Raw genomic sequence first — 17,124 nt, 5'->3', positions numbered from 1 at the left:
CCTCCACCCGGAGGGCCGCCGATTTCGCTTCCGGAACGGGAGTCGACGACCGCCGCGCCGCCGCACCGACGGACGCGCTCCGCGGAGGCGGACGAGAAGCCGTGCGCCGCGGCCGCGAATGCGTCGGCACGACGACCGCCGACACGCGGGCCCTCTGCCGCCTGAGCCGTCTGCCGCCTGCGCTGTCGGCCGTCAGATGCCCCGCGCCAACAGGGCGACCGCCTCCGGCAGCGAGCACAGATGCGGAATGCCGGGCGGGCGCTGGGACTTCGTCCAGCCCGGCCCCGCCGCGAAGACCGTGACGCCCGGGATCGGGACGAGCTCGGCCAGCGTGTGCGGGGCGGCCGTGTCGACCGTCTGCGACCACAGGACCACTGCGGCCGGGGTGGTCCTGTGGACCGCGCGCAACAGGGCCGCGTCGGGGAGGGCCGCGCCGAACATGCGTACCGGCAAACGACGTTCCGTCAGCGCCGCGGACAGCGCCTCCAGCGGGAGCGTGTGCAGCTCGGACTCCGTGCACGCCAGCAGCGCGCCGCGCCCGTGCGGTGTGGGGCGCGGATCGGCGTCGGGCGGGCGTACGCGGTGCAGGGCCGCGGACACGCACTGGGACAGCAGGTGCTCCACCTCGACGTACTTGTCCGTCGCGGCGGCGCTCGTCCCGCGCTCCCACTTGCGGCCCATGCCGAAGAGGACCGGCCGGGCCAGGTCCTCCCAGCCGTCCACGACGCCCTTCGCCGCGAACGTCCGTTCCAGCAGCGCCTTCACCGTGTCCGCGTCCAGGCGCATCGCGGCGCGGGCGAGCCCCTGCCCGGCCCGTCCGGCGGCCCGCACCGGGAGCGTCGCGCCGCCGCCGCGGCGGCGCGACTCGGGGCCGTCGTCCGTGCCGGGCGCGGGACAGGGCACAGCGTCCGGGGCGCTGCCCGCGAGCCGGGCGGCGTCGGCGAGCGGCATGCCTTCGGCGACCAGCGCGCACACGCGTTCCAGCCGGGCCAGGTCGGCGGTGGTGTAGCGACGGTGACCGCCGGCGCTGGCGCGGCTCGCGCCGATGCCGTAGCGGCGGTCCCAACTGCGCAGCGTGGTGACCGCGACGCCCAGGCGGTGGGCCACCGCGCCGGCGGTGAACGCGGCCGCCTCGGGGTCGGCGGGAGCGGCGTCCGGCCGCTCGCCTCGGGGGTGTTCGGGCATGGGCAGCGCCAATCGGCTCGGTGCGACGTCGGGTCCGGGCCGCCGCGCGGGGGGCTCCGGCGAAACGACGCACAATCGAGGCAACTTGCATCCACCGTAACCAGGGCCACTCTGAGAGGCATGGGGATGCCGTTCGGACACCATGCCTTGCGCGGGAGGGTCCCATGAGGGTTTCCGGGGAATTGCCCGGCCGACGCCTGGGCCCTGCCCGCCGGATGTACCGGTTCGGCGTGCGCGTCACCGGCTCGGCCCGGCGGGCGCTGGGTGCGCTCACCTCCCGTCCGGACGTCAGCCCCGACGGCAACTCGCCCTACGACAAAGCCGGTCGGCCGACCGGCCGACCGGACCGGACAGTACGGGAGGAGGAGGTACGCGGGCGGGCGCGGGTGGCGGCCCGCGCCCGGATTGCCGCGTCACCGGGGACCCCGGCGACACCCGGCGGGACCGTCGGCGGCGCCTGCACGGCGGACGGCACGCGGCATGGCAGCCTGAGAGCACCGAACGCAGGCGCTTGATGACCTTCGACCCCGGCCACGCCGATTCCTGCCACGCCGATCCCCGCCACGCCGACCGGCACGACCCGCACAATCCCGCGCGGGCGCGCCCCAGCCCGCCGCCCAATGCCCCGCGCCCGCGCCCGAGACCCCGCCCCAGCCCGCGCCCCAGCCCCGGACCCCCCTCCGGCATCCCGCGGGCCCGGACCCGCCGGAGCCCCCCGTGCAAGACACCACGTTCCCGCCCCCAGCCCACCGCACCGACCACAGGCACGCTCGCGACGACGGGCGTGAGAGCGAGGGCAACCGCGAGGGTGAAGGCGCCCGCGAACGCGGGGGCAGTCGTGAGGTCGAAGGCAGTCGTGGGGGCGGGTGCGACGGGGAGGGGGAGGGCGCCCGCGAACGCGGGGGCAGTCGTGAGGTCGAAGGCAGCCGTGGGGACGGGTGTGATCGGGAGGGGGAGGGCGCCCGCGAACGCGGGGGCGGTCGTGAGGTCGAAGGCAGTCGTGGGGGCGGGTGCGACGGGGAGGGGGAGGGCGCCCGCGAACGCGGGGGCAGTCGTGAGGTCGAAGGCAGCCGTGGGGACGGGTGTGATCGGGAGGGGGAGGGCGCCCGCGAACGCGGGGGCGGTCGTGAGGTCGAAGGCAGTCGTGGGGGCGGGTGCGACGGGGAGGGGGAGGGCGCCCGCGAACGCGGGGGCAGTCGTGAGGTCGAAGGCAGCCGTGGGGACGGGTGTGATCGGGAGGGGGAGGGCGCCCGCGAACGCGGGGGCGGTCGTGAGGTCGAAGGCAGTCGTGGGGGCGGGTGCGACGGGGAGGGGGAGGGCGCCCGCGAACGCGGGGGCAGTCGTGAGGTCGAAGGCAGCCGTGGGGACGGGTGTGATCGGGAGGGGGAGGGCGCCCGCGAACGCGGGGGCGGTCGTGAGGTCGAAGGCAGTCGTGGGGGCGGGTGCGACGGGGAGGGGGAGGGCGCCCGCGAACGCGGGGGCAGTCGTGAGGTCGAAGGCAGCCGTGGGGACGGGTGTGATCGGGAGGGGGAGGGCGCCCGCGAACGCGGGGGCGGTCGTGAGGTCGAAGGCAGTCGTGGGGGCGGGTGCGACGGGGAGGGGGAGGGCGCCCGCGAACGCGGGGGCAGTCGTGAGGTCGAAGGCAGCCGTGGGGGCGGGTGCGACAGGGAGGAGGAGGGCGCTGGCGAACGCCGGGGCAGCCGTGGGGACGGGCGCGATCGGGAGGGGGAGGGTGGCCGCGAGGGCGGGGGCAATCGCGGGGACGGGCGCGATCGGGAGGGTCGGAGTGACCGCGAGCATGAGCTCAGTCCGAGCCCCGCCCCCAACCCCGCCTCCAACTCCAGCCCCAGCCCCGCCTCGAACCCCAACCCCGCTCCCAGCCCCAGCCCCGCCTCCAGCCCAAACCCCGCCCCCAACTCCAGCCCCCACTCCGGCCCCAGCCTTGGCCCCAACGCCAGCCCTGACCCCAACCCCAGCCATGGCCCCAGCCCCGCCTCCAACCCCAACCCCAACCCGGGCCCCAGCCCCGGCCCCAACCCCCATGTCCCCGGTGGCGGCTCCCTCTGCCTGGTCACCGGCGCCACCGGGTACATCGGCGGGCGCCTCGTCCCCGAGCTGCTCGCCGCCGGGTACGCCGTCCGGTGCCTCGCCCGCACGCCCGCCAAGCTGCGCGATCACCCGTGGGCGGACCGTGTCGAGGTCCACCGGGGCGACGTGACGGACGCGGCGTCGCTCGCCGGGGCGTTCGACGGGGTCGACGTCGCGTATTACCTCGTGCACGGGCTCGGCGGCGGGCGGGACTTCGAGAGGGCCGACCGCGAGGCCGCGCGGCTCTTCGCCCGGGAGGCCGAGGCCGCGGGCGTACGCCGCATCGTCTACCTCGGCGGCCTCACCCCGCAGGGCGTCCCCGAGCGCGACCTGTCGCCGCACCTCCGCTCACGCGCCGAGGTCGGCCGCATCCTGCTCGCGTCCGGCGTCCCGACCGCGGTGTTGCGCGCCGCCGTGGTCATCGGCTCCGGATCCGCGTCCTTCGAGATGCTGCGCTACCTCACCGAGCGGCTGCCCGTCATGGTGACACCGCGCTGGGTGGACACCCGGATCCAACCGATCGCGGTGCGGGACGTGTTGCGCCTCCTGGTCGGGGCCGCGGCGCTGCCCGAGGACGTGAACCGGACGTTCGACATCGGCGGTCCGGACGTGCTGACGTACCGCCAGATGATGCACGGGTACGCGAAGGCCGCGGGCCTACCCAGCCGCCTGATCCTGTCCGTCCCGGTCCTGACGCCGAGGCTGTCCAGCCAGTGGGTCGGCCTCGTCACCCCCGTCCCCGGCGCGCTCGCCCGCCCGCTCACCGAGTCGCTGCGCCACGAAGTGGTGTGCCGGGAACGGGACATCGCGCGGTACGTGCCCGACCTCCCCGGCGGCCCCGTCGGCTTCCTCGCCTCACTCGACCTGGCCCTGCGCCGCGTGCGCGAGGCCGATGTGGCCACCCGCTGGTCGTCGGCCGGCGTCCCCGGCGCCCCGAGCGACCCGCTGCCCACCGACCCCGACTGGGCGGGCGGCAGCCTCTACACCGACGTGCGCGAGCGCACCGTGGACGCCCCGCCCGCCGAGCTGTGGCGCGTGATCGAGGGCATCGGCGGCGAAAACGGCTGGTACTCCTTCCCGTTGGCCTGGGCGGTGCGCGGCTGGCTGGACCGCCTCGTCGGCGGTGTCGGCCTGCGCCGGGGCCGACGGGACGCGGCCCGCCTCCGCGTCGGCGACTCGCTCGACTTCTGGCGCGTCGAGGAGATCCGCCCCGGCGAACTCCTGCGCCTGCGCGCCGAGATGCGCCTGCCCGGCCTCGCCTGGCTGGAACTCGCCGTCGCCGCCGACGAGGACGGCACGACGCGCTACCGCCAGCGCGCGCTGTTCCACCCGCACGGCCTGAGCGGCCACCTCTACTGGTGGAGCGTCGCGCCTTTCCACGCCGTCGTGTTCGGTGGCATGGCCCGCAACATCACCGCCGCCTGCGAGAGCCCCGGCGCCCGGCCTCCGGAGGGGATGTCGGCCGCACCGCTCAGAAAACGCCCGCCACGTCGTCAGTTCTGACATCCCGCTTGTCACCGCGGAAGGATTGACGACCATGACCGACGCCAGGCAACCAGGCGACGACGAGGCCGCGTTCATCGCGGCGGCGCGCTCGGGCGACGCGGCGCGCCTCGCGCTCGTCACCGAGGGCTACCGGCGCGAACTGCACGTGCACTGCTACCGGATGCTCGCGAACTACGACGATGCCCAGGACATGACGCAGGAGACGTTCCTGCGCGTGTGGAACAAGCGGGAAACGTTCAAGGGACACGCCGCGCTGCGGACCTGGCTGTACCGGATCGCCACGAACGCCTGCCTCGACTTCCTGGACAAGCGCAACGACCGCACACCGGTGCCCGCCGACCTGCCCGGGGCGGGCTCGGAAGTGCACTACCTCCAGCCCTACCCGGACCGGATGCTCCCGGAGGACCCACAGGAAGCGGCGGTGGCGCGGGAGACGATCGAACTGGCGTTCATCGTCGCCGTCCAGCACCTGCCGCCGCGTCAGCGGGCGGTGTTCATCGTGCGCGACGTCCTCGGCTGGCCGGCGCCGAAGGCCGCCGAGGCCCTGGAACTGACCGTCGCCTCGGTGACCAGCGCGCTGCAACGCGCGCGCGTGACGGTCCGCGGGCACCTGCCCGACCGCCGCCTCGACTGGCGGCGCCCGGCCACGCACGAGTTGTCGGACGACGAGCGCGGCGTGGTCAAGTCGTACATGGAAGCCCATGAGCGCAACGACGCCGACGGGATCATGGCCCTGCTGCGCGACGACCTTCGCTTCACGATGCTGCCCGACCCGGGCACCGTGACCGTCGGGGCCGAGGAGGCGGTGGACGGCTGGGTCTCCAGCGGCCTCTTCCGGCACGGCTACGACGACTGGCGCTGCACCGCCACGACGGTCAACCGCATGCCCGCAGCCGCGCTGTACCTCCGCACCCCGGGCGACTCGGAATACCGGCTGTTCACCATGGCGGTCCTGCACATCGTCGACGGGAGGATCGCCGAACTCACCGGATTCGACGCCGCCGACAAGCCGTGGCTGGGCCTGCCGGCGACGTTGTGACCGGGCGCCGGACCGGACGGCGTGACTGGATGCCGTGACTGGATGCCGTGACTGGATGCCGCGACTGGATGCCGCGACCGGACGCCGTGACAAGACGCCGCGACCGGACGCCGCGACCGGAGACGCCCCGCGCTCACCGCCTCGTCTCGTACCGGGTCAGCACCAGGCCGCCGGGAAAGGTCCGCGTCTCGATCAGCCTCAGGTTCACCCACCTGTCCAGCGCACTGAAGTACGGCGTGCCGCCGCCCACCAGGACCGGCGCGGTGACCAACATGTACTCGTCGATCAACCCGGCCCGCATGGCCGCACCCGCGAGCGTCGCGCCGCCGATGTCCATCGGGCCGCCGTCCTCGGCCTTGAGCCGGGTGATCTCGGCGACCGCGTCACCCGTGACCAGGCGGGTGTTCCAGTCGACCTTGTCGATCGTCGACGAGAACACCACCTTCGGCATGTCCCGCCAGAGGCGCCCGAACGCGATCTCCGCGGGGGTGGCGCCCGGCTGCCGGTCGGCGGTCGGCCAATGGGAGCTCATCGCCTCCCACAGCTTGCGCCCGTACAGCGACAGCTCGCTCGCCGCCATCTGCTCGTACCACCACTGGAAGAACTCGGCGCCCGGCGACGAGTCCGGTCCGTCTCCTCCGCTCCACCCGATGTCGTCGCCGATCGCGGCGGTGTAGCCGTCCAGGGTCACGTTCATGCCGTAGATCAGTTTCCGCATCGCGGCAGCCTCCTGTGAGTGGGTCCCACAGATACCGACGACCGCGGCGCGGAAACCTCATCGGTGTCCTGAACGTCTACTTCGGGCTCAGCCACACCGTTGCCAGCGGCGGCAGCGTGAGCATCGCCAACCCCGCGTCGTCCGTGCGGATGTCGCCCGTGTTGCGGACGTCGCTGCCGCCGTAGACCGAGGCGTCAGTGTTCAGCACCTCGTGCCACACACCGGGGACCGGCATGTGCACGCCGAAGTCCTGGCGTACCAGCGGCGAGAAGTTGCACACCGCGACCAGCAGCTCGCCGTTTGCGCCGTGCCGGATGTACGACAGGACGTTGTCCGCCGCGTTCCCGCCGTCGATCCACGTGAACCCGTCGGGGGTCGTGTCCCGCGCCCAAAGGGCGGGTGTGTCCCGGTAGATCGTGTTCAGGTCGCGCACCAGCCGCTGTACGCCCTGGTGTTCGGCGTGGTCGAGCAGCCACCAGTCCAGCCCGTGCGCCTCCGACCACTCGGCGTCCTGGGCGAACTCGGTGCCCATGTAGAGGAGTTGCTTGCCCGGGTGGGACCACATGAAGCCCAGGTAGGCGCGCGTGTTCGCCATCTGCTGCCAGCGGTCGCCCGGCATCTTGTGCAGCAGCGACTTCTTGCCGTGCACGACCTCGTCGTGGCTGATCGGCAGCACGTAGTTCTCGCTCCACGCGTACATCAGCGAGAAGGTGATGTCGTTGTGGTGGTACTGGCGGTGGATCGGCTCCTTCTGGATGTACACCAGCGAGTCGTGCATCCACCCCATGTTCCACTTCAGGCCGAATCCGAGGCCGCCGTGCGACGTCGCGCGCGTCACGCCGTCCCACGCGGTGGACTCCTCGGCGATCGTGACGATGCCCGGCGCCCGCCGGTACACCGTCGCGTTCATCTCCTGGAGGAACGCCACCGCGTCCCAGTTCTCGCGCCCGCCCTCGGAGTTGGGTGCCCAGTCGCCGCCCTCGCGCGAGTAGTCGAGGTACAGCATCGAGGCGACCGCGTCCACGCGCAGGCCGTCGATGTGGAACTCCTCGCACCAGTAGACCGCGTTCGCCACCAGGAAGTTGCGCACCTCGTGGCGGCCGTAGTCGAAGACGAGCGTGCCCCAGTCGGGGTGTTCGCCGCGCCGCGGGTCCGGGTGCTCGTACAGCGGCGTGCCGTCGAAGCGGGCGAGGGCCCAGTCGTCCTTCGGGAAGTGCGCCGGCACCCAGTCGACGATGACGCCGATCCCGGCCCGGTGCAGTGCGTCCACCAGGTGCCGGAAGTCGTCGGGCGAGCCGAACCGCGAGGTCGGGGCGTAGTAGGAGGTCACCTGGTAGCCCCACGAGCCGCCGAAGGGGTGCTCGGCCACCGGCAGGAACTCCACGTGCGTGAAGCCCATGTCCTTGGCGTACGCCGGGAGTTGCTCGGCGATCTCGCGGTACGTCAGGCCCGGCCGCCACGACCCGAGGTGGACCTCGTACACGCTCATCGGCAGCGCGTGGTGCTCGCGCCCGGCGCGCGCCGCCATCCACTCGCCGTCGCCCCACGCGTACCACGAGGTGCTCACCACGGACGCCGTCTGCGGCGGGACCTCGGTCGCGAACGCCATCGGGTCGGCCTTCTGCCGCAGGTGCCCGTCCCGGCCCATGATCTCGAACTTGTACTTGGCGCCGTCGCCCACGTCGGGCACGAACAGCTCCCACACGCCCGACGATCCCAGCGACCGCATCGGATGCGCGGTGCCGTCCCAGTAGTTGAAGTCCCCGACCAGGCGCACGCCCTGGGCGTTGGGTGCCCACACCGCGAAGGCCGTGCCGGTGACGGTCTCGCCCGCGTCGCCGGTCTCGTACGCGCGCACGTGCGCGCCGAGCACCGTCCACAGCTTCTCGTGCCGGCCCTCGCTGATCAGGTGCAGGTCGAGCTCGCCGAGCGTGGGCAGGAAGCGGTACGGGTCGTCGGTCACCAGCACGGTGCCCTCGTACGTCACCTCCAGCCGGTAGTCCGGCACCTTGTCGCCCGGCAGGACGCCGGAGAACAGGCCCTCGGCCTCGTGCGCGAGCTCGTACCGCCGTTCCTCCGCGACGACGACGACGCGCTCGGCCCACGGGCGCAGCACCCGCAGCACGATGCCGTCCGCCCCGCCGGCGCCCGGGTGGGGGCCGAGGACGGAGTGCGGGTCGTGGTGGGCGGCGTCCAGCACGCGCCGCAGCTCGGCCGGATCGACCGGCGGCGCGGCGGGCGCGGCGACGACGTCGGTGAGGACGGATTCCACGGGGTCCACCAGGTGAGTGGGCGTCACGTTGCTGACCTCCAGGGGTGGCGGGAACGACCCGCACGGCTCAGTGCGGTTGGGGTGCCCGGTCGGCGAGGCGGCGGATCGCGGACATCGGTACGGGGAGCCAGGTGGGGCGGTTCCCGGACTCGTACACGACCTCGTAGACCGCCTTGTCGGTCTCGAAGGCGCGCAGCAGGACCGGTTCGGCGCGCGGGTCGACCGCCCCGGCCTTGGCGTACCCGGCGCAGAAGGCGTCGCGGTTGCGCATCGCCCACTCCTCGGCCCGGCGCACCAGGTGCGGCGCGGGGCTCCCCGCCCCGCCCGCCCGGCGCTCGGCGAGCAGGTGGCGCGCCGCGTAGTCGAAGGAGCGCAGCATGGCCGCGACGTCGCGCAGCGGCGAGTGCAGCGCGCGCCGCTCGACCAGCGGCTGCGCGGGCTCGCCCTCGAAGTCGATGAGGACCCACCGGGTCGCGGTGCGCATGACCTGGCCGAGGTGGAAGTCGCCGTGGATGCGCTGCAACGGCACCGGGTGGTCCTCGCGGCCCAGGCGAGCCAGGTCGCGGTAGGCGTCGCGCAGCCGGTCCGCGAACGGCGCGAGGTCGGCGACCACCTCGGTGGCGGCGTCCAGGCGGCGGCTCATCTGCTCGGCCAGCGCGGCGAGCTGCGGTTCCCCGGCGGTCTCGGTGGGCAGCGTGCGGGCCAGGTCGGCGTGCACCTCGGCGGTGGCGACGCCGAGCCGGAAGGACTCCCCGGCGAAGTCGCCGCCCACCTCGTGGGCGCGCAGCGCGTCGGCCGAGCCGATGCCGTGCAGGTCCTGGTCGGCGTACAGGTCGCGGACCGAGGTCTTGGCCAGCTCCCAGCCGTCGGTGCCGGTGCGCAGGTACTCCTGGAGCAGGCCGAGCGTGGTGGTCTCGCCGCCGAACTCGGCCTCGAACCACGCCACCGGCTGCGGAATGCGCCGGGATCCGGCGTCCGCGAGGGCCAGGCAGAGCTCCAGGTCGGGGTTGACGCCGGGAGTGAGCCGGCGGAACAGCTTCATGATGACGTCGTCGCCGAAGACGATCGAGGTGTTGGACTGCTCGGCGCCCACCACCAGGCCCGCGAGTCCGGTGCGCGGCGGTTGTTCGGCGTACCGGTGGAACACCAGCGGGCCGGCCGCGGCGGATGTGCCGGCGCCCGCCTCGGCGAACCGTTCCAGCAGCCACCGCGACAACTCGCTGTCGTGCGCGGCGTCGTACAGCACCGTGCCGTCGTGCGTGCCGCCGCGCACCCGGCCGATGGTGGCGTAGTCGAGCCGGTCGATGCGCCACCGGCGTACGCCGAGCAGCAGTTGGTAGTGGTCGACGTCGGCGGGGTGCCCGGCGGCGGCCTCGTGCTCGACGGCGAGCACGAGGTGGAACATCGCCGGGTCGCCGCGCACCACCTCGACCGCGGAGACCACCCGGACCCCTCGGATCGTCCGGCCCTTGCCGGCGAACCATCTCTGCCGCGGCAGCCAGGGCAGGAGCTGTCCGCAGACGGCGTCCAGCGGAATACCGCGCAGGTCGTGGGGTCGGGTGGACTCTGTCACAGCGTTCGCGCTCCCCGGGTGAGTCGGAACCAGTAGAAACCGTGCCCGGCCAGCGTCAGAAGATACGGAAGTTCGCCGATCGCCGGGAAAGTCACCCCGCCGAGCAGTTCGACGGGCTGGTATGTCTCGAACTGGCGCAGGTCGAGCTCGGTCGGCTGGGCGAACCGGGAGAAGTTGTGGACGCACAGCACGATGTCGTCCTCGTACTCGCGCAGGAACGCGAGCACCGACGGGTTCGACGAGGACAGCTCGTTGTAGACGCCCAGCCCGAAGGCCGGGTTCTGCTTGCGGACCTCGATCATCCGGCGGGTCCAGTGCAGCAGCGACGACGCGCTGCTCATCTGGGCCTCGACGTTGGTGACCTGGTAGCCGTAGACCGGGTCCATGATGGTCGGCAGGTAGAGGCGGCCCGGATCGCACGCGGAGAACCCGGCGTTGCGGTCGGGCGTCCACTGCATGGGCGTGCGCACGCCGTCGCGGTCGCCGAGCCAGATGTTGTCGCCCATGCCGATCTCGTCGCCGTAGTACAGGACCGGCGAGCCGGGCAGCGACAGCAGTAAGGCGGTGAACAGCTCGATCTGGTTGCGGTCGTTGTCCAGGAGCGGCGCGAGGCGGCGGCGGATGCCGACGTTGGCGCGCATGCGCGGGTCCTTGGCGTACTCCGCGTACATGTAGTCGCGCTCTTCGTCGGTCACCATTTCGAGCGTGAGCTCGTCGTGGTTGCGCAGGAAGATGCCCCACTGGCAGTTGAGCGGGATCGACGGCGTGCCGGCCAGGATCTCCGAGACCGGGTAGCGCGACTCGCGGCGCACGGCCATGAAGATGCGCGGCATGACGGGGAAGTGGAACGCCATGTGGCACTCGTCGCCGTCGCCGAAGTAGTCGACGACGTCCTCGGGCCACTGGTTGGCCTCGGCGAGCAGCACCGTGTCGGGGTACTTGTCGTCGATCTCCTTGCGCACCCGCTTGAGGAACTCGTGGGTGGCGGGCAGGTTCTCGCAGTTCGTGCCCTCTTCGGCGAAGAGGTACGGGACCGCGTCCAGCCGGAAGCCGTCGATGCCGAGGTCGAGCCAGAAGCGCAGGCCGGCCAGCATCTCCTCCTGGACGCGCGGGTTCTCGTAGTTCAGGTCCGGCTGGTGGCTGAAGAAGCGGTGCCAGTAGTACTGCTTGCGGACCGGGTCGTACGTCCAGTTGGACGTCTCGGTGTCGACGAAGATGATGCGCGCGTCGCCGTACTGCTTGTCGTCGTCGGCCCAGACGTAGTAGTCGCCGTACGGGCCGTCCGGGTTGCTGCGCGACTCCTGGAACCACATGTGCTGATCGCTGGTGTGGTTCATGACGAAGTCGATGACGACCCGCATGCCGCGCTTGTGCGCGGCGTCCACGAACTCCACGAAGTCGGCGAGGTCGCCGAACTCCGGCAGCACCGCGGTGTAGTCGGCGACGTCGTAGCCCCCGTCGCGCAGCGGCGAGGCGAAGAACGGCGGCAGCCACAGGCAGTCGACGCCGAGCCATTGCAGGTAGTCCAGCTTGGCGGTCAGCCCCTTGAGGTCGCCGACGCCGTCGCCGTTGCTGTCCTGGAACGAGCGGACCAGGACCTCGTAGAAGACGGCGCGCTTGAACCACAGCGGGTCGCGGCGGCTGCGGGGTGTGTCGTCAAAAGTGTCGGAGATGGGTTCATTGACGATCACGGGTTGTTCCTCCGGACCGAGAAGAGATGCGCGGGTTCGAGTGCCGGGTCGAGGCGCACGTAGTTGTGCTGACCCCAGCGGTAACTCGCCCCGGTGAACTCGTCGTGCACCGGGAACGTGTCCTGCCAGTCCATGCCGAGCGACGGCATGTCCAGGGACACGGTGGCCTCGTGGACCGCGTGCGGGTCGAGGTTCACCACGACCACGACGAGATCGTCCGCATCACCCGTCCGGGTGCGCTTGGAGAAGGCCATCACCGCATCGTTGTCGGTGTGGTGGAATCTCAGGTTTCGCAGATGTTGCAAGGACGGATGGTGTCGGCGCGCGCGGTTGAGGACCGTCAGGTACGGCGCCAGCGACCGGCCCTCGCGCTCCGCCGCGGCCCAGTCCCGCGGGCGGTACTGGTACTTCTCGGAGTCCAGGTACTCCTCGCTGCCGGGCGCCGCCGCGACGTGCTCGAACAGCTCGAACCCGGCGTACACGCCCCACGTCGGGGACAGCGTGGCGGCCAGCGCGGCGCGGATCTTGAACGCCGCGGGCCCGCCGTACTGGAGTGACGCGTGCAGGATGTCCGGCGTGTTCACGAAGAAGTTGGGGCGCATGTACGCCGCCGCGTCGCCGGAAAGCTCGGTCAGGTACTCCTGCAACTCGGCCTTGCCGGTGCGCCAGGTGAAGTACGTGTAGGACTGCTGGAACCCGATCTTCGCCAGCGTGTGCATCATCGCCGGACGGGTGAACGCCTCGGCCAGGAAGATGACGTCGGGGTCGCGCCCGTTGACCTCCGCGATGACCTTCTCCCAGAAGACCACCGGCTTGGTGTGCGGGTTGTCGACCCGGAAGATCCGGACGCCGTGCTTCATCCAGAAGCGCAGGACCCGCAGCGTCTCCCGCACGATGCCGAGGAAGTCCTCGTCGAAGTTGACCGGGTAGATGTCCTGGTACTTCTTCGGCGGGTTCTCCGCGTAGGCGATCGATCCGTCCGCCCTTCGGGTGAACCACTCCGGGTGCTTCTGCACCCACGGGTGGTCCGGGGAGACCTGGAGCGCGAAGTCGAGGGCGACTTCCAGGCGCAGTTCGCGGGCGCGCGCCACGAACGCGTCGAAGTCCTCGATGGTGCCCAGGTCCGGGTGCACGGTGTCGTGGCCGCCCTCCGGCGAGCCGATCGCCCACGGCGAGCCGGGGTCGTGCGGCCCGGCCTCCAGCGTGTTGTTGGGTCCCTTGCGGAACGCTGTGCCGATCGGGTGAATCGGCGGCAGGTAGACGACGTCGAAGCCCATCGCGGCGATCGCCGGGAGCCGTTCCATCGCGGTGCGGAACGTCCCGGAGCGGGGCGGCAGGACGCCCGCGGGGTCGACCTCGGCGCCCTCGGAGCGCGGGAAGAACTCGTACCACGATCCGAAGAGCGCCCGGCGGCGCTCCACCTGGAGCGGGAACCGGGGGCTGGAGGTGACCAGTTCGCGCAGCGGGTGGGCGGCCAGCACGGCGGTCACCGCGGGGGACAGGGCCGCGGCCAGGCGTTCCTCGGCGGGGCGGTCCGCGTCCCGCAGCACGTCGACCGCCTCCAGGACGGGGGCCCGGCCGGCGCGCTTGGACACGCCCTCGGCGGCGCGCTCCAGGAGCCGGGCACCCTCCTCCAGCATGAGTTCGACGTCCATCCCGGCCGGCACCTTGATCTCCGCGGCGTGCCGCCAGGTGCCGACCGGGTCGCTCCACGCCTCGACGGCGTACGACCACATGCCCTCGGCGGGCGGGGCGACTTCGGCGTGCCATCGGTCGGTCCCGGGCGCGCCCTGCGTCATCGGCAGGTACGGGCCCTGGCGTCCGCGCGGGTCGCGGAGCACGAGGTTCACGCCGAGGGCGTCGTGTCCTTCGCGGAACACCGTGGCGGTGATCTCGAAGGACTCGCCCGCGACACAGCGCGCGGGGCGCGTGCCGCAGTCGACGAGGGGCTGGACGTCGAGGATGGGGATGCGACCGATCATCGGCTCCGGTCCTGCTGCGTGGGGAACGGCGGGTGCGTGGGCCGCGGCAGCGGTGGCGCCGGCCGCGCCCGACGTGCGGTCGGGTGCGGCCGCGGACTTCCGAGGGGATCGGACCGACGCACCCGGACGCTTCCTGGCCGCACTGCCCATGCCCACGCTCCTGCTCGACTGCCCGGTAACGGCGATTGCGACACGTGATCTCACCCGTGAAGAGGTGGGCGAGGGACGCGCTCATTCAACGATCACGACGGCAGGCGGGGCACGGTCCAAACGGCGCAATTAACGCACGGGTCGGGGGACGGACTCGGCCCACCGGGCCTGCGGTTGGTTCAGTTGTGAGGCATTCACTGCAAGATCTTGCCATCCCTGCAAACACAACGCATCCACTGTCGCAAGTCATGCCGGGTTCCGGCTAGGGTCTGGTGGCTGTGAGAGCAATCCGCCGATTCACCGTGCGCACGGTTCTGCCCGCTCCACTGGAGCCCCTAGGCCAGCTGGCGATGAACCTCCGCTGGTCCTGGCACGCGGAAACCCGTGACCTGTTCGCGTCCATCGATCCGGAGACCTGGGCCGCAGTCGGTCAGGACCCCGTCCGCCTGCTCGGCGCGGTGCCGACCGACAAGCTCGCCGCGCTCGCCGAGGACCGCAGATTCCTGGCCCGACTGACGGTCGCGGCGGGGGATCTGAACGACTATCTGACCGGTGCCCGCTGGTACCAGTCGCTGCCCGAGCCGGGCGGCACCCCGGACGGCGCACCCGCCGCGATCGCCTACTTCTCCCCGGAGTTCGGCATCACCGCGGCCCTGCCGCAGTACTCCGGCGGCCTCGGCATCCTGGCCGGCGACCACCTCAAGGCCGCCAGCGACCTCGGCGTCCCGGTCATCGGCGTCGGCCTGCTCTACCGGCACGGCTACTTCCGGCAGTCGCTCTCCCGCGACGGCTGGCAGCAGGAGCGCTACCCGCTGCTCGACCCCAACGAGCTCCCGCTGACGCTGGTGCGTCACCCGGACGGGACGCCCGCCCGCATCCTCATCGGCCTGCCCGGCGGCCGCGAACTGCACGCCCGCATCTGGAAGGCGCAGGTCGGCCGCGTCCCGCTGCTGCTGCTCGACTCCGACATCGAGGAGAACGAGGCGTTCGAGCGCGAGGTGACCGACCGGCTGTACGGCGGCACCAGCGAGCACCGCCTGCACCAGGAAATGCTGCTCGGCATCGGCGGCGTCCGCGCGGTCCGCGAGTTCTGCGCGCTCACCGGCCACCCGCAGCCCGAGGTCTTCCACACCAACGAGGGCCACGCGGGGTTCCTCGGCGTCGAGCGCATCCGCGAGTACCACGAGAGCAGCGGCCTGGACTTCGACGCGGCCCTCGAAGCGGTCCGCGCCGGAACGGTGTTCACCACCCACACCCCGGTGCCGGCCGGCATCGACCGGTTCGACCGCGAGCTGATCGCCCGGCACTTCGGCGGCGACAACGAGGCCCCCGGCGTCCCCGTCGACCGGGTGCTCGCGCTGGGCGCCGAGACCTTCCCGGGCGGCGAGCCGGGCGTGTTCAACATGGCCGTCATGGGCCTGCGGCTGGCCCAGCGCGCCAACGGCGTCAGCGAGCTGCACGGGCACGTCAGCCAGGGCATGTTCGCGGGCCTGTGGCCGGGATTCGACCCCGCCGAGGTGCCCATCGGGTCCATCACCAACGGCGTGCACGCGCCCACCTGGGTGGACCGCGACGTCCTGGAGGCGGCCTCCCGCGAGATCGGTCCGGAGCTGACCGAGGAGGCGCACGGCTGGACCGCGATCGAGCGGATCCCGGCCCAGGCGGTGTGGGACCTGCGGCGCACGCTGCGCGCGAAGCTGGTCGCGGAGGCGCGCGTACGGCTGCGCGAGTCGTGGCGGCTGCGCGGTGCCGGGGACGCCGAACTGGGCTGGACCGAGCAGGCCTTGGACCCGGACGTGCTGACCATCGGGTTCGCCCGGCGCGTGCCCTCGTACAAGCGCCTCACCCTGATGCTGCGCGACAAGGAGCGCCTGCGCGGCCTGCTGCTGCACCCCACGCGGCCGATCCAGATCGTGGTCGCGGGCAAGGCGCACCCCGCCGACGAGGGCGGCAAGCGGCTCGTCCAGGAGCTGGTGAAGTTCTCCGACCAGGAGGACGTGCGGCACCGCATCGTCTTCCTGCCGGACTACGACATCGCCATGGCGCAGCACCTGTACCCCGGCTGCGACGTGTGGCTCAACAACCCGCTGCGCCCGCTGGAGGCGTGCGGCACCTCGGGCATGAAGGCCGCGCTCAACGGCTGCCTCAACCTGTCGATCCTCGACGGGTGGTGGGACGAGTGGTACGACGGCTCGAACGGCTGGGCCATCCCCACCGCCGACGGCGTCGAGGACCCGGACCGGCGCGACGACCTGGAGGCCAACGCCCTCTACGACCTGGTCGAGCACAACGTCGCGGCCCGGTTCTACGACCGCGGCCCGGACGGACTGCCGTCCCGGTGGCTGGAGATGGTCCGCCACACCCTGGTGTCGCTGGGGCCGAAGGTCCTCGCGTCGCGCATGGTCAAGGACTACGTCAACGGCCTGTACGCGCCCGCGGCGCTGGCCGCCCGGTCGATGGCCGCCGACGGCCTGGCCGGGGCGAAGACGCTGGCCGCGTGGAAGGCCGAGGTGCGCGGCGCCTGGCCGCAGGTCCGCGTGGACCACGTCGAGTCCGGCGGGATAGGGGACGCCCCCGAGGTCGGGAACACGCTCGACCTGCGGGTGTTCGTGAGCCTGGGCGACCTGCGGCCCTCCGACGTGGAGGTGCAGGTGGTGCACGGCCGGGTCGACGGCGCCGACGCGATCGTGGACGGCGCGGTGGCCCCGCTGAAGCCGGTGCGCCGCGACGAGCACGGCCGCTGGTTCTACGAGGGCTCGCTCGCGTTGGACCGAACGGGTCCGTTCGGCTACACCGTTCGGGTGATGCCCGCGCACGCGCTGCTCGCCACCCCGGCCGAACTCGGCCTGATCGCCGTCCCGGCCGACGGCGAAGGCGTGGCCGACGGACTGCCGTTGCGCTGACCGGGTGAACCGTGGGG

At 72.4% G+C, this 17,124-nt stretch carries 9 protein-coding genes; 3 read left to right on the top strand and 6 right to left on the bottom strand.

Features of this window, described 5'->3' with window-relative positions:
• Nucleotides 1–192 precede the first annotated feature (192 nt).
• A complete protein-coding gene (locus tag ACRX5S_RS13415; RefSeq protein WP_436773110.1) occupies nt 193–1,185 on the bottom strand; it encodes a MerR family transcriptional regulator in 993 nt (330 codons plus the stop codon).
• 2,067 nt (nt 1,186–3,252) lie between these two features.
• On the opposite strand from ACRX5S_RS13415, the gene ACRX5S_RS13410 reads away from it, so the two are divergent.
• Together ACRX5S_RS13410 and ACRX5S_RS13405 are read left to right on the top strand one after the other, a co-directional pair.
• The gene (locus ACRX5S_RS13410) at nt 3,253–4,776 is read left to right on the top strand and encodes an SDR family oxidoreductase (protein WP_436773213.1); all 1,524 of its coding nucleotides are present in this window, start codon (nt 3,253–3,255) and stop codon (nt 4,774–4,776) included.
• 34 nt (nt 4,777–4,810) lie between these two features.
• Nucleotides 4,811–5,818: an RNA polymerase subunit sigma-70 gene (locus tag ACRX5S_RS13405; RefSeq protein ID WP_436773109.1), complete on the top strand. Its 1,008-nt coding sequence runs from the start codon at nt 4,811–4,813 to the stop codon at nt 5,816–5,818.
• 133 nt (nt 5,819–5,951) lie between these two features.
• On the opposite strand, the gene ACRX5S_RS13400 is transcribed toward ACRX5S_RS13405, so the two are convergent.
• The 5 genes from ACRX5S_RS13400 to ACRX5S_RS13380 all read right to left on the bottom strand — a co-directional run bounded on the left by ACRX5S_RS13400 (nt 5,952) and on the right by ACRX5S_RS13380 (nt 14,054).
• Entirely contained in the window at nt 5,952–6,536 is a 585-nt protein-coding gene (locus tag ACRX5S_RS13400; RefSeq protein WP_436773108.1) for a dihydrofolate reductase family protein, read from the bottom strand.
• A gap of 76 nt (nt 6,537–6,612) precedes the next feature.
• A complete protein-coding gene (glgB, locus tag ACRX5S_RS13395) occupies nt 6,613–8,817 on the bottom strand; it encodes a 1,4-alpha-glucan branching protein GlgB (RefSeq protein ID WP_436773212.1) in 2,205 nt (734 codons plus the stop codon).
• 58 nt (nt 8,818–8,875) lie between these two features.
• Complete coding sequence (locus tag ACRX5S_RS13390) at nt 8,876–10,381, bottom strand: maltokinase N-terminal cap-like domain-containing protein (protein WP_436773107.1); 1,506 nt, start codon at nt 10,379–10,381, stop codon at nt 8,876–8,878.
• Nucleotides 10,378–12,072 carry a maltose alpha-D-glucosyltransferase gene (gene treS / locus ACRX5S_RS13385; protein ID WP_436773106.1) on the bottom strand — a complete coding sequence of 565 codons (1,695 nt, stop codon included), beginning with the start codon at nt 12,070–12,072 and terminating at the stop codon, nt 10,378–10,380. Before treS ends, ACRX5S_RS13390 begins: the two co-directional genes overlap by 4 nt.
• Complete coding sequence (locus tag ACRX5S_RS13380) at nt 12,069–14,054, bottom strand: alpha-1,4-glucan--maltose-1-phosphate maltosyltransferase (RefSeq protein ID WP_436773105.1); 1,986 nt, start codon at nt 14,052–14,054, stop codon at nt 12,069–12,071. Before ACRX5S_RS13380 ends, treS begins: the two co-directional genes overlap by 4 nt.
• Nucleotides 14,055–14,482: 428 nt before the next feature.
• Between ACRX5S_RS13380 and glgP the strand changes: the two genes are divergently transcribed.
• Nucleotides 14,483–17,107 (top strand): alpha-glucan family phosphorylase, encoded by a 2,625-nt coding sequence (gene glgP / locus ACRX5S_RS13375; protein WP_436773211.1) that lies wholly within the window; start codon nt 14,483–14,485, stop codon nt 17,105–17,107.
• Nucleotides 17,108–17,124 lie beyond the last annotated feature (17 nt).

It is taken from the genome of Yinghuangia sp. YIM S09857 (assembly GCF_051388915.1).
Lineage (GTDB): Bacteria > Actinomycetota > Actinomycetes > Streptomycetales > Streptomycetaceae > Yinghuangia.
Note: the sequence above shows the minus strand (reverse complement) of the source record. Positions and strands in the feature narration are given on the sequence as shown.

Bases quoted from the DNA above. Each gene is read 5' to 3' on its own strand.
- ACRX5S_RS13405 (WP_436773109.1), top strand. From the start codon at position 4,811: ATGACCGACGCCAGGCAACCAGGCGACGACGAGGCCGCGTTCATCGCG.
- ACRX5S_RS13415 (WP_436773110.1), bottom strand. From the start codon at position 1,185: ATGCCCGAACACCCCCGAGGCGAGCGGCCGGACGCCGCTCCCGCCGAC.
- ACRX5S_RS13380 (WP_436773105.1), bottom strand. From the start codon at position 14,054: ATGATCGGTCGCATCCCCATCCTCGACGTCCAGCCCCTCGTCGACTGC.
- ACRX5S_RS13400 (WP_436773108.1), bottom strand. From the start codon at position 6,536: ATGCGGAAACTGATCTACGGCATGAACGTGACCCTGGACGGCTACACC.